The sequence below is a fragment of the Streptomyces sp. LZ34 genome, assembly GCF_053890475.1.
In genome coordinates this window covers 12,308,959-12,322,565 of the sequence record NZ_CM132680.1, presented here as the reverse complement: position 1 = coordinate 12,322,565, position 13,607 = coordinate 12,308,959, and the positions used below count along the sequence as shown (strand labels likewise).

Below are 13,607 nucleotides of genomic sequence, written 5' to 3'. Positions count from 1 at the left end.
ACGGAGGCCGCCGTCAGACGGTGAAGGGCAAGAACCCGAAACGTCGGTGGGTCCTGGACGCGGACCTGTCGGCGGCTTTCGACCGCATCGACCACGACCACCTCATGACCATGCTCGGACAGTTCCCCGCCAGGGACCTGATCCGCAGCCGGCTGAAGGCGGGCGTGATCGACCGCGGCCGGTTCGCACCCACCGAGGAGGGAACTCCCCAGGGCGGCGTGATCAGCCCCCTGCTGCTGAACGTTGCTCTGCACGGATTGGAACAGGCCGCAGGGTGCCAATACACGGTGCGGGCCGGGCGTGAGCCCGGCGCCATGCCGGGCACCCCGGTGCTGGTGAGGTATGCCGATGATTTCGTTGTGCTCTGCCACGACGAAGCGGAAGCGCACCAGGTCAGGGCCCGGCTGGAGGACTGGCTGGCGCCGAGGGGTCTTCGCTTCAACGAGGAGAAGACCCGGGTCGTCCACCTTGATGAGGGATTCGACTTCCTCGGCTTCACCGTCCGCCGCACGGTCGGCAAGCTGATCATCAAACCGAGCACGGCGGCCTGCAAGAGGCTCCGGGCGCGACTGCGGACCGAGGTTCGAGCCCTGCACGGGGCGAACGCCGAGGCGGTGTTGCGCAGGCTGATCCCGATCGTTCGCGGTTGGGCTGCCTACTATCGGGCGGTGGCGTCCACCACGACGTTCTCGTCGCTGGATCACTACATGTGGCGGCTGACCTTCAAATGGGCCAGACGTCGCCATCGCAACAAGTCGAGGTACTGGGTCGTGGACCGGTACTTCGGCAGGTTCCACCCGTCCCGACGAGACCGGTGGGTGTTCGGCGACCGCGACAGCGGCGCCTTCCTCATCAAGTTCGCCTGGACGGGCATCGTCCGCCACCAGCTCGTCAAGGGCGGAACGTCCCCGGACGACCCCACCCTGGCCGAGTACTGGCGGAACCGCCGTCGCAGGAAAGCGCCGCCGCCGATGGACAAGACAAGTCTTCTCCTGGCGGTCAGGCAGCAAGGGCTCTGTCCTCTCTGCAAGCAGGCGCTGATCGTCGGAGCCGAGTACGAACCGGACAGCCCGCGCGAGTGGATCAACTGGTTCGCGGCCTCGAAGAAGATGCTCCACAAGCATCACTTCACCTACCGGCGAGACGGCGGCACGGACGAGCGGAACAACCTTCGCCTCGTGCACTCCGAATGCCACCGCCAGCACCACGCAGGCGACGGCGAACGGGCCACATAACCCTGCTGACCTGCGAAGCCCTCGGGGCTTGCTTGAGCCGGATGCGGTTAACGCCGCACGTCCGGTTCTGAGGGGGCGTGCGACACGAAGTCGCACGAATCGAGTGAATTGCACTGGAAGGAGGATCAGAGGTGTTGATGGTGTAATTCCGGGCTAGTGTCCATAGGCCCGTTCCCGCCCTGACGTGCGTTGCGAGTAATCGCGGGGTGCGAAGCTCAGGGTTCAAGCCCAAGGGAGCTCGTACCATCCGAGCGCAACAGGCGAGGGAAAGGCTGATGGGTGAACGAAAGTGAACCCGTGATGATGCTCCGTCACAGAAAGCCCTGGAGATGGCAAGTAGGACCAGGGTGTAGGGCTGGCCGTTGGAAAGCGGCAGGCGGCGGCTGTGCAGCTCTACGCAGCCGTAAGGACACCGCAGCCTCGGAGTTGAGCGGGCACCCTTCCCAGCTGTATCTCGATCGTGCGAAACGTGGTAACCCCGTTGAGGTCCGGTGGCGATAACCGGTAGGCCGACCGTAAGGAGAGCTCAACTCCCCAGCGGGAACAGGATGGTCCAACAAGCCAAAGCCAGCAGCCGAAAGGAAACAGGAAACCGGATGTCGCGAACTGGCACCTCCGCTGGTGACCTCCGTATAACTGGCTGGATACAGGCTCTTGCCTGGCCCAAAAGGGAGCTGACGTGGACCAGGTGAGCCTTTGAATGCTCACGCCGCAAGGACAACCGAACCAAAGGACAAGTTAGGCACCATGACAACGCGGACGAGCGAGGCGGCGCCGGCCGTCGTGCCTGCTCCGAGTCTGGTGAACGGACCGGAGGACCTGGACTGGCACTGGGATGCCGTAGATTGGGGGCATGCCGAAGCCCAGGTAAGACGTCTGAGGCAGCGGATATTCAAGGCAACGCAGGAACGGGACCTCAAGAAGGTCCGCAATCTGCAGAAATTGATGCTCCGGAGCTTTTCCAACACGCTGGTCAGCGTGCGGAAGGTCACGGAGGTCAACGCTGGACGCCTGACACCGGGGATTGATGGGAGAGTCATCACGACCTCCCAGGGAAAGACAGAGTTGGCGCAAGCCTTGCGTTGCTCCGTTCGAGAACCCAAAGCCCGGCCAGTCAGGAGGGTCTATGTAGCGAAGGCGAACGGCAAGCGGCGCCCACTGGGAATTCCCGTCATTGTTGATCGGGCGCGACAAGCCCGTGTCGTCAATGCATTGGAGCCAGAGTGGGAGGCCAGATTCGAGCCGAGATCCTATGGATTCCGGCCGGGCCGCGGCTGTCATGATGCGATCGAGACCATTTTCACCACAGCGTGCGGAAAGAACGCCAAACGCCTGTGGGTGCTCGACGCAGATCTCAAGGCAGCCTTCGACCGCATCAGCCATGATCACATCCTCAGCCAGCTCGGCACCTTCCCTGCGCGGAAGTTGATCCACGGCTGGCTGAAGGCAGGTGTGGTTGAGAGGGGCTGGCTCACCCCGACCCGCGAGGGAACGCCTCAGGGCGGCGTGATCAGTCCATTGCTACTCAATATCGCCCTCCATGGAATGGAGAGTGCGGCCGGGGTCCGTTATCGCACTGGCCAAGACGGAAACATCGTCGAGGTGGTGCGTGGTGCCCCGGTGCTGGTCCGCTACGCTGACGATCTTCTCGCCTTATGCTCCAGCCAGGAGCAAGCCGAGTTGGTCAAAGCGCGGTTGAGTGAGTGGTTGACTCCCAGGGGTCTCACCTTCAACGAAGAGAAGACCCAGATCGTCCATCTGACACATGGGGTCGATTTCCTAGGGTTCAACATCCGCCGTTACGACAGTGGAAAGCTCATCATCAAGCCCAGCAGAGACGCCGTTAAACGAATCCGGAAGCGACTCGCTGATGAGATGCACGCCCTACGCGGCGCGAATTCGGCGGCAGTCCTGGCCAAGCTCAATCCCATCATCAAGGGTTGGGCATGCTACTACCGGACCGTGGTGTCCAGCCGAATATTCAACGCGCTGGACGCTTATGTGTGGAGGCTCACCTACCGGTGGGGTCTACATAGTCACCAGAACAAACCCACACGCTGGGTTGTGGATCGGTACTACGGCGCTTTCAACACCACCAGGAAGGACCGATGGGTCTTCGGCAACCGTGACAACGGTGCCTATCTCATTAAGTTCTCCTGGATTCCGATCGTTCGGCACCAGGCGGTCAAGTCCGGGGCGTCACCAGACAACCCTGAGCTGGCCGAGTACTGGGCTAAACGACGACGCAGGAGAAAACCACCGCCCCTCGATCAGCCGACCTTGCGCCTACTCAAAGCGCAAGAAGGACGCTGTCCGGAGTGCGGGGACTACCTTCTGTACGCCGACCAGGAACCACAGGCCCCGGAGGAATGGGGAATGTGGTTCACCGTCGTCCGCAAGGCTCTCCGCAAAGAGGTGTTGACCTTGCAGAACGACGGTCCTGGCGATCGGAATCGCATCCATCTCCTGCATAGCTACTGCCATCACCGACGCTCAATCAAAATGGCAGTAGACCAGCGAACTCGGCAGAACCTGCCAGCCCTTGTGGCTTGCCCGAGCCGTGTGCGGTGATAAGTCGCATGCACGGTTCCGAGGGGGCAGCGGCGCAGCAATGCGCCGTCGCTACCCGACCGGGTCACGGCAACGTGATCCGGCTACCCGACCACAGCGGCGTGCGACGGTCGCCCTGTCCGGGTGGCGATACGAGTGCCGGTCCGTGAGATCGATGATGACGAGGGGCGGCGGCTGCTGCGGATCATCCGAAGGGGCACTGGGTCGGTGGTGACCTGGCGGCGGGCCCAGATGGTGCTGATGTCCGCGCAGGGCATGCCGGTGGCCAGGATCGCCGCGGTGTCGTTCACCAGCGACGACCGTGCCAGAGACGTGATCCACAACTTCAACACGGACGGCTTCGACTCGCTGTATCCGAAGTACAAGGGCGGCCGGCCGAAAGACGCTCACACTGCCTGAACGGCACGAGATCAAGAAGATCGCCAAGTCGAGGCCCACCGAGCACGACCTGCCGTTCTCGACCTGGAGCCTGACCAAGCTGGCGGACTTCCTGGTTGCCGAGGGGGGTGGTCGACGACATCAGCCACGAGGGCCTGCGCATCCTGCTCCACGAGGAAGGCGTCTCGTTTCAACGCCTGAAGACCTCAAAGATTTCCCGCGACCCAGACTGCACGGCCAAGAAGGCCCGCGTCGAACACCTCTACGGAATCGCCGACGGCAAGGTCATACCCGAGGACGGCGAGCCCGAAGTCATGTTCTGCGAGGACGAGTTCGGGCCGCTCACCCTACAACCGCTACGACGGAGTGCGACTGCCGCTACCTAAGCTCTACCCGCGAGATGGCCACGGACCACACCGACCACAAGGGGCAGGGCAGCATGATCCACCGCTACATCATCTGGCGAAACCTCCACGCCGACGACCGGCGCCTACGCGCCGTCGTCGACAGGGCAAACGTTGCCTGATCCGGCACTGGCGTGAACGGCATGAGCCCTGACGAGCTTGCCGAGCGCCACCGCGAACTGGAGACGTACTGGCTGGGCGAGGACGGCTTTCGGGACTACTTCAAGCGCGAACTGCGTTTCGACTTCGTCCCGTTCACCGCAGACGGCTTCGTCGACGGCGCTCAGCCCGCCACGGGAGCGTCCGAGGGGTGGTCGAGGTGTCGGTGTCAGTGTCGGCTAGTAGTCTCGCCGCTCATGAACCTGAAAGGCCGTGTTGTCGCGCTCTCCGGTAGTTTCGACACGCTCGGTGCAGGCGAGGCAGAGCGACGTTTGGAAGCCGCAGGCGTGATCGTATCGGATGAGCTCACGCCCTCGACCACTGCGATCTTCATCGGACAGGAGACGTCAAGAGACAAGGGCAACGAGGCGTATGTCCAGGGCATACCGAGCTATGACGAGGCAGCGCTCCTCGCGGCGCTCTCGGAACTTGAGGGTCAGGCGAGTGGGGATGGTTCCCGGCCCGCTCCCGTGCCGGCCCTTTTCGCGGACCCGGCCGCTCTTGCCGCGGCTGGCCCGGCCGAGCTGGAGAACCTGTTGGCGGACGCGGACTGGGCTTCCTTCGTTCCCGCCCGCGACCTGCCTCCGTTGCGGACTCGGCTGACCGTGCTTGAGCGCGACCACGGCCTCACCGCGGCGCACCGGCTCGCCACGGACAGGATCCGCGTACGGGGCACGATGCTCAGCCGCCCGTATGGACACCGTTCGAGGATCACCGCGCTGGCGCTCAGTCCTTCCGGCACCCATCTGGCCACCGGCGACTGGGGTGAGGGCGAGAGCGGCACCGCGCAGGTCTGGGAGGTCGCGACCGGGCGGTGCGTCAACGTTCTGAAGTGGATCGACGGCGGCGTCGGCTGGGACGGCTACGCCCGCACCATGCAGTGGTCAGCCGACGGCCTGCACCTGGGCATGGCCTTCCGCACCAACGCAGTTGGCGTGTGGGACCCGTTCGGCGATTCCTTCAAGCCACGCGCGGAGGCCCAGGTGACCAACGGCTATTCCCGCCCGCCCCACTGGGCTTTGCATCCCGACGGGCGCAGCGCCTACATCTCGACGGGCACGAAGACCGGAATCGGTGTGCACGGGTGCATTCCCCCGCTGGAGCACGGCGTCCTCTACTGGCTGGCCGAGGAAGCCGAGATGTCACACGAACACAACCTGGCCAAGAGGCCTCTGCCGACGGAGATCCAGGAAGCCTGCGGGCAGGAACTGGAGGTCGATCAGTCGCCCTTCTGGTCCTCCGACGGAACCCGGCTGTACGTCGCCAACCGCTCTGAGGCGTTCGTCGTCGACGTCCCCACGGGCGCACCTCTCTGGCACACCAGGGTCTCTTGGCTGGCCGAGTGGAGCCCGGACGGACATTACCTCGCGCATGTCCACCGCGGGCGGCTGCACTTCCGGGACGCGATCACCGGCCGCCCGACCGGCGAGCCGGTACCGACCGCCGGGTCGCGCTGGGATCTGTCACTGCACTGGGGCATGCGCGGTTCCGCCACCCGACTCGCCGCCGTGCTGAACGAGGAGGCCGCAGACCCCGGCGTTGACCTCTACGACGACGGGCGGCTCAGCCACCGACTGGCCGTTACCCCTGCGAAGACGGCCCTGGCCGGTGAGAACAAGGACTTCGCGGTATGGGCCTGGGCGCCGGCCGGAGACCAGGGAGCCGTCCTCACAGCAGCGGGGGACATCGAAATCTGGTCGCTGGGCGACGACGAGCCGCGACGACTGCGCACGCTGACCACCCCGACCGGGACACAAGGCATACTGTGGGGTGCCGACGACGTGATCGTCGCAGTGGGCAAGACCGTCCTGCGCTTCCTGCAGGCCGACACCGGCGAAACCATCGGCGACTACACGTTCCTGCGGAAAGCGGACGCTGAACTCCCGCTCCACCCCGACGACGTCTACGACCACTTCGACGGCAGAATCCTCGCACTCGACGATCACACCTGGTGCCTGCCCGTCGAACCGGACATGGCGATCGCGCCACCCGAGCGTCGCGCCGACATCGAAGCACACCTGGCCTGGATCGTAGACCGGCGCTTCGCCTGGCCACTCCACTGGGGCCGGTTCGACATCTGGCCGGACGCGGCAACTGCGGTCGCCAATCTCCGGATGACGTCACCGGACACCGGGAAACTGCGGCAGGCCGTCAGGGAGACAGCCGGATAGCGACTGTCGCCCGGCCAACCACGCGGACACAACGGCCAGACACCGGCACATCACCTGCGACTGCACGAGCTTGTCGAACACAACCGATCGTTGATACGCGGGCGGTGCCGGCGCAGGGAATGGTCCAGGGGGTAGACCGGCCGCTCGGACAGTAGTGCCGGGAACTGGTCCCACAGTGGTTCGGTCAGCCTTGACAGCAGCACAGGCACAGGTCTCCCCAGTGATCACAGAGCGTCGCAACTCCATGGATCACCAGGACCTGTGCCTGCCCCGCTCTCGAGAGCCCCCGCACCCACCCCACCAAGCTGGAACCTCAGCGGAGCGTCACTCCTCGAAGACCCCCAGCCGGTGCGCAATGGCCGCGGCCTCCCCTCGGCCTGAAGCGCCCAGCTTGGCCAGGATGTTGGAGACATGCACGCTCGCCGTCTTCGGTGAGATGAACAGCTCCTCCGCGATCTGCCGGTTGCTCCGCCCGGCGGCGACCAGCCGCAGCACGTCCCGCTCCCGGGCGGTCAGGCCCAGCGCCGCCGCCGGCGTCGGGGGCGGGTCCGTCTCCCCACCGGCCTGCTGCAGCGGGATCCGGGCGCGGCCGGCCAGAGTGGTGATCTCCGTCTCGAGTGGTCCTGCGCCCAGCTCGCGCGCTACCGCCTCGGCCTGCCGCAACAGCTCACCGGCCATTTGGCGGGACCCGGTGCAGCGCCGGGTGATCAGGGCCTCCGCGAGTCGCAACCGGGCGGTGGCCAGCAGCGGCGGGGCCTCCAGCTGCTCGGTGGCGGCGACGGCCTGCGTCCAGTGGGCGGTGGCGTCCCGGCCCTCGGTGGTGAGCAGCTCGGCCTGGGTCATCAGGGCCTGCGCGGCCCACAGCGGTACGAACTCGGGCTGGCCCTTCATCGCCTTGCGGATCCGCTCCACCGCCGCCTTGCGCCCCGGCTCGGCCACTGTGAGCCCGCGGGCCCGCGCCTCCGCCGCCGCGGCCTCGTACAGCAGCGGCCAGCCGTAGCGCTGGTGGCTGGGGGCGATGGCCTCGCCGACCGCCGTCTTCAGCAGGGAGCGGGCGTCGAGGATCCGGCCGTCGGCGGCCGCCAGCGCGATGGCGATCCGGGCCATGGCCAGGGTGTGCTGCGGTTCCGGGTAGGGGCCGGTGGTCCAGCTGTCGGCCTCCTCCAGCCGGCGGCGGGCTTCGTCGTAGGCGCCCCGGGCCAGGGCCAGTTCGGCCTGCTGCCCGGCGATCTGCCCTTGGGTTCGGACGCTCACCCCGCGGCGGCCGAGGGCTCGCTCGAGCACTTCGTCCGCGTCGGCCCAGCGGCCGAGCTGGGTGAGGGACTCGGCGAGGTTGGCGTCGATGAAGGAGGCGGTGTCCGGCAGCCCGTGCCGCTCGGCCAGCCCGCTGCCCTCCTCGGCGGTCTCGACGGCCTCGGTGTAGCGGCCGATGCCGTGCAGCGCTGTGGACAGGTTGCCGTAGCCGCGTAGCAGGACGTTGGCGTTGCCCGGCTCCAGGTCCTGGGCACACGCGTCGCGGGCCTGCTCGAGTCCGGCCTCGACGTCGCCCGAGTCGATGGTGAGCCAGGCCAGGGTGTGCTGCGCGGCAAGGCCGGTGATCTCGGCGCCCGTCATCCGGCAGAGCTCCACCGCCTGTTTCGCGGTCTCGATCGCTGTGGGCCCCGGCTGGTGCACGGCGTACCAGTGCGCCGCATGCGTCAGCACATCGGCGTGTACGACGGACGGCGGTAGGCCCTTCACCAGGCTCTGGGCGTGGGCGATCTCGTCCCAGCCGTCGGAGCGGGACAGGTCGCGCATCAGCTGGTAGCGCTCGATCCAGAACCAGGCCGCCCGCAGAGGCTCGCCCTCCAGCTTGCGCAGCGCCCGCTTGCAGAGGGCGAGCGCCCGCTCCCGCTCTCCCGCCAGGCGCGCGGCGACGGTGATCGCGGCGAGCAGGTCCACGAAGTCCCCAGGCATGTCCGGGGAGATGGCCAGGCACAGGCCGTCCTCGACGCCTTGCCGCATTGTCTGGCGGCGCAGCTCCTCGGGGGTGTCGTCCCACAGTTCCAGCGCCCGCTCCAGCAGATGGTGCTGCTCGGCGAACGCGTGCCGGCCGCGGGCGGCGGCCGCCGCGGCGATCACGGCGGGCAGCGCCCTGGCGGGGTCGCGGGCGTCGAACCAGTAGCCGGCCAGCCGCCCGGCCCGCTCCTCGGACCGTACGAGCGTGGGGTCGGCCTCCAGCGCCTCGGCGTAGCGGCGGCTGAGCCGGGAGCGCTCGCTGGGCAGCAGGTCGCCGGTCACCGCCTCGCGCATCAGGGCGTGCCGGAAGCGGAAGGACTCGCCCTCCTCGGAGGGGAGCAGGACGGCGGCGCCCACAGCGGTGCGCAGGGTCTCGATCAGCTCGTCCTCGGCGAGGCGCGTGACGGTGGCCAGCAGCCGGAATTCCACCTCGGAGCCGCCCTCGGCGGCGATCCGTACCACGCGCTGCACCTCGTCCGGCAGCGCCTCGACGCGGACCAGCAGGAGGTCGCGAAGGGAGTCGCTGATGCCGCCCGGTGAGCCTTCGAGGATGCTGCAGGCCAGCTCCTCGACGAAGAACGCGTTGCCCTCGGAGCGTTCGAAGACCCGGTCCAGCACCTGCTCAGGCGGGGCCTCGCCGCGGATGGCGGCGAGCTGGCGGCGGACCTCGGTGCGTTCGAAGCGGGGCAGTTCGAGGCGGGTGACGGTGCGCATCCGCTCGTACTCGGCGAGGGCGGGGCGCAGCGGGTGGCGGCGGTGCAGGTCGTCGGCGCGGTAGGTGGCGACGATGAGCAGGCGGCTGTGGGTGAGGGCGCGCAGCAGATAGCTGAGCAGCTCGCGGGTGGAGCGGTCGGCCCAGTGCAGGTCCTCCAGGGCCAGAACGAGGGTCCGGTCCGCGGCGAGGTGCTCGAGGAGGCGGACGGTGAGCTCGAAGAGCCGGGCACGGCCCTCGGTTTCGGGGCGTCCCCGGTCCATCTCGCCGAGCTCGGGCAGCAGCCGGGCGAGTTCGCCTTCCTGGCCGGCGATGGCGGCGTCAAGCTCCGCGCCGAGCTGGCGGCGCAGGGAGCGCAGGGCGGTCGAGACGGGGTGGTAGGGCAGGGCGTCGGCGCCGGTTTCCACGCAGCCGCCCAGGGCGACGACGGCCCCGTCCGCGGCGGCCCGGCCGAGGAACTCCTGCATCAGCCGGGTCTTGCCGACACCGGCCTCGCCGCCCACAAAGAGGGCGCGGGGCTCCCCGGTGTTCGCCCGGGACAGGGCCTCGTCGAGAGCGGTAAGTTCGGCGCTGCGGCCCACGAAAACAGGGCTTATATGACTGCTGTGCACGGTGCCGAGCATCGCATGTCGTACGAGGTGAGGGACAGCGGTCTCGGCCTCGGCGTCGGCGGGGGCCGCCGCAGCCGGGTGCCCGGCCACGCGATGCCCTTGCTCCGTCACGCGGCGCGGGGTCAGCTGCGGACATTTCGCGCGCGTCGCGAGGGTGGGAAGTAGTGCTTGCGTCTGTCGGCGCCGGAGGTGCTGTCGGCGGTGGTACGGACCGCCTTCGCGTCCTGCTTGGCCTCGCGAACCAGGCGGCGCTGCGCGGCGCGGGCGAGGACGGCGGCCTGGCGGGCGGCCTGGAACTCGTGGTGCAGCATGACGGTCTCCTTGGACGGGCTGGTCTCTTGCTGTGCTTCCAGCGTCGTGTCCAAGGTGGGGGCGCCACATGGGGAGGCTTGCGCATCTTGCCGCCCAGGGGGTGCCTTAGGGCTGGCGTGAGGAGACCTTAGAGAGCGTCCTACCTGGCGAGCTGACGGAGGCGCCTGTAGCAGGTGAGGGCGGCGGCGGGTGCCGTGACCGCATACGTTCGCCGGGTTTGTGATCGGGTCCTGTGCGGGTGCGCAGACTGACCGACCAGGAGGGCCAGAAGCTACAACAGATCGTGCGCCGGGGCAGTACCAGTTCGGTGTGCTACCGGCGGGCGATGATGTTGCTCGCGTCCGCCGGCGGGAACCGTGTCCCGGTGATCGCCCAGCTGGTCCAGGCGGACGAGGACACGGTGCGGGAGGTGATCCACCGGTTCAACAAGATCGGCCTGGCCTGCCCGGACCCTCAATGGGCGGGAGGCCGCCCCCGCCTGCTCACCCCTGACGACGAGGACTTCGTCATCCAGACGGCACCACCCGCCCCATCAAGCTCGGCCAGCCCTTCACCCTGTCCCGCTCGGAAATACGATTCTGGGTCTGGCCTGCAGCTTCTCCGCGCAGGGTGGCGGCCTGCACGGCGCCTGGGATGATCTGCTGATGCCACTTTCAATCGTCACCGCGCTGGTCCGGAACCTGATCAAGGTGCCCGCTGCCGTGCTGCGCTGCCGCGTGGCCAAGGATGCGGAGGTCTTGGCGTTGCGGCACGAGAACGCGGTGTTACGCCGCCAGATCGCCCGAGTCCGCTACGAGCCCGCCGACCGAATCTGGCTCGCCGTCCTTTCCCGGCTGGTCCCGCGGGAACACTGGCGTCACGTATTCTCTGTCACTCCCACCACGCTGCTGGCCTGGCACCGGCAACCCCTGGCGCGGAAGTGGACGTTCCCCCAGCACCGCCGCCCCGGCAGGCCGTCCACCGCGCCCACCGTCAAACAGCTCATCCTGCGCCTGGCCAAAGAGAACAGTGCATGGGGCCACCGCCGTATACAGGGCGAACTCGCACGCCTCGGCTACCAGATCGCCCTGTTCACGGTCTGGGAGATCCTGCACGCGGCCGGCATCGATCCCGCTCCGCAGCGCTCCGGCCCGACCTGGCGTGAATTCCTCACCGCCCAGGCCCATGGCATCCTCGCCGCCGACTTCCTCCACATCGACACCATCGCGCTCAAGCGCCTGTACGCCCTGGCCCTCATCGAACACGGCACCCGGCGTGTTCACCTCGCCGGCGTCACCGCGCACCCCACCGTCCCATGGACCGTCCAACAGGCCAGGAACCTCACCATGACGCTGGGGTGCCGGATGGTCTCCCTGCGCTTCCTCCTCCGGGACCAGGACAGCAAGTACACCAACGCCTTCGACGCCGTCTTCCAGGCCGACGACATGGAGATCCTGCTCAGCCCACCCCGGGCACCGAAGGCGAACGCAGTCTGCGAGCGAGCCGTGGGTACCCTACGCCGCGAAGTTCTTGACCGGATCCTGATCTACAACGAGGCGCATGCCGTGAAGGTGCTGACCGAGTACATCCGGCACTACAACCGGCACCGCCCCCATCAGTCCCGGCAGCAACTGCCCCCGGACAGTACCGAACTACCCGCCCTGGCCAACGTCACCGACCTCAAGGCCCATCGAATCGAACGACGGCCCGTTCTCGGTGGCCTGATTAACGAGTACCGCCAGGCTGCCTGAACGGCATCGCCGCAGTACACAGCATCGAACCGTATTTTCGAGCGGCACACGGCCGGACCGGGCGCTGCTTGCCGCCCTGGCCCGGCTACTCCCCCACGCACTTCGCCAACATCGAATCGTCTCACCACGCACCCTGCTGGCCTGGCACCGACGCTTGGTGAAGCAGAAATGGACACAGCCACCGCCTCCGGGGCGCCCTCCCCTGCCAGAGGAGATCCGCGGCCTGATCATCCCTCTTGGCGCCGAGAACTCTCGATGGGGCTTTCGGCGCCTGCACGGCGAAATGCGGCGCCTCGGGCACAAGGTCAGCCCCGCCACGGTCCGACGAGCACTGCGTGCTGCCGGCCTCAGCCCCGCACCGCGCCGACAGCCAACGCGAGGCGAGTGGACTTCCTTCCTCAATGCCCAGGCCAACGGCCTCCTCTCCACCGATCTGTTCCATATCGACACCATTGCCCTGCAGCGGCTCTACGCATTGTTCGTCATGGAGGTACGCACCCGCACTGTCCACATCCTCGGCGTCACCGCTCACCCCACTGCGGCCTGGACCACCCAGCAAGCCCGGCAGTTCCTGTGGCAACTTGGCAATCGCACCGCAGGCTTCACCCACCTAATCCGCGACCGCGACACGAAGTTCACTGCCGCCTTCGACGCCGTGTTCGCCAGCGAGGACATCACGGTGGTCGAGATCCCTCCGCGCAGCCCCAACTGCAACCCCCACGCGGAACGCTTCATCCGCTCAGCTCGACAGGAGTGCACCGACGGGGTCTTGTTGTTCGGCCGCAGCCACGCCGAAAGTGGCCTCCGCGACTACGCAGGCCACTTCAACAGCCATCGGCCCCACCAAGGCCGAGACCAACTCGCGCCCAGCGACGACCCGAACGTCATACCCCTGCCAGCAGCCCGGATCAAACGCCGACAAGCCGTCGCCGGCCTCATCAACAAGTACCACCGAGCCAGCTGACCATAGAAAAAATCCCAGCTCACATCCGGTGAAGCCACTCTGAAGCGCTACGAGCGGCACGTCCGTCTCCGATCATATGATTTACAAGACACCCCTTCCTCTGCGGAGATGCGCCATGCTGCACTACACACGAAGGGAATGGCTGTCCCCTTCCTCATAGAGTCAGAACACAGGGGGTGGTCACGTATCGCAGGATTATTTCCCTCACCGTCACAGCGATCGTTTCATCCGCGGAATTCATCCTGGCAGTCCTAACCGCTGGCCAAGCACAGAAGGAAGTGTTCGATGTGACCTGAGGGGCACCCGCGAGGTAGGGCACGGCCGATGTCGGCCTCAGCGGGTCCTCTCTCAACACCGGCAGC

Annotated in this window: 7 protein-coding genes and 3 pseudogenes; 7 read left to right on the top strand and 3 right to left on the bottom strand. The window is 67.1% G+C overall.

Annotated elements, in window-relative coordinates; all coding sequences use genetic code 11:
- The first annotated feature begins 20 nt into the window (after nucleotides 1–20).
- The 4 genes and pseudogenes from ACWY4P_RS52825 to ACWY4P_RS52810 all read left to right on the top strand — a co-directional run bounded on the left by ACWY4P_RS52825 (nucleotide 21) and on the right by ACWY4P_RS52810 (nucleotide 6,918).
- Nucleotides 21–1,235 (top strand): reverse transcriptase domain-containing protein, encoded by a 1,215-nt coding sequence (locus ACWY4P_RS52825; RefSeq protein ID WP_456207949.1) that lies wholly within the window; start codon nucleotides 21–23, stop codon nucleotides 1,233–1,235.
- A gap of 747 nt (nucleotides 1,236–1,982) precedes the next feature.
- Nucleotides 1,983–3,806, top strand: a complete 1,824-nt coding sequence (gene ltrA / locus ACWY4P_RS52820) for a group II intron reverse transcriptase/maturase (RefSeq protein ID WP_456207948.1) — start codon at nucleotides 1,983–1,985, stop codon at nucleotides 3,804–3,806.
- 123 nt (nucleotides 3,807–3,929) lie between these two features.
- Nucleotides 3,930–4,710: pseudogene (locus ACWY4P_RS52815) on the top strand (helix-turn-helix domain-containing protein).
- Between the two features lie 21 nt (nucleotides 4,711–4,731).
- Nucleotides 4,732–6,918 carry a hypothetical protein gene (locus tag ACWY4P_RS52810; RefSeq protein WP_456207947.1) on the top strand — a complete coding sequence of 729 codons (2,187 nt, stop codon included), beginning with the start codon at nucleotides 4,732–4,734 and terminating at the stop codon, nucleotides 6,916–6,918.
- A 60-nt stretch (nucleotides 6,919–6,978) separates the two neighbouring features.
- Here the strand turns inward: ACWY4P_RS52810 and ACWY4P_RS52805 are convergent.
- The 3 genes and pseudogenes from ACWY4P_RS52805 to ACWY4P_RS52795 form a co-directional block, all read right to left on the bottom strand.
- A pseudogene (locus tag ACWY4P_RS52805) lies at nucleotides 6,979–7,127 on the bottom strand (IS5/IS1182 family transposase); the annotation flags it as partial.
- Nucleotides 7,128–7,242: 115 nt separating this feature from the next.
- A complete protein-coding gene (locus tag ACWY4P_RS52800) occupies nucleotides 7,243–10,251 on the bottom strand; it encodes a helix-turn-helix transcriptional regulator (protein WP_456213350.1) in 3,009 nt (1,002 codons plus the stop codon).
- 110 nt (nucleotides 10,252–10,361) lie between these two features.
- Nucleotides 10,362–10,550, bottom strand: a complete 189-nt coding sequence (locus tag ACWY4P_RS52795; RefSeq protein WP_456207946.1) for a hypothetical protein — start codon at nucleotides 10,548–10,550, stop codon at nucleotides 10,362–10,364.
- A 239-nt stretch (nucleotides 10,551–10,789) separates the two neighbouring features.
- On the opposite strand from ACWY4P_RS52795, the pseudogene ACWY4P_RS52790 reads away from it, so the two are divergent.
- The 3 genes and pseudogenes from ACWY4P_RS52790 to ACWY4P_RS52780 form a co-directional block, all read left to right on the top strand.
- Nucleotides 10,790–11,106 (top strand): annotated as a pseudogene (locus ACWY4P_RS52790) (helix-turn-helix domain-containing protein); the annotation flags it as partial.
- A gap of 89 nt (nucleotides 11,107–11,195) precedes the next feature.
- Entirely contained in the window at nucleotides 11,196–12,281 is a 1,086-nt protein-coding gene (locus ACWY4P_RS52785; protein ID WP_456207945.1) for an integrase core domain-containing protein, read from the top strand.
- Between the two features lie 157 nt (nucleotides 12,282–12,438).
- On the top strand, nucleotides 12,439–13,245 hold the full coding sequence (locus ACWY4P_RS52780) for an integrase core domain-containing protein (RefSeq protein WP_456207944.1): 807 nt from the start codon (nucleotides 12,439–12,441) through the stop codon (nucleotides 13,243–13,245).
- The last annotated feature ends 362 nt before the right edge of the window (nucleotides 13,246–13,607 follow it).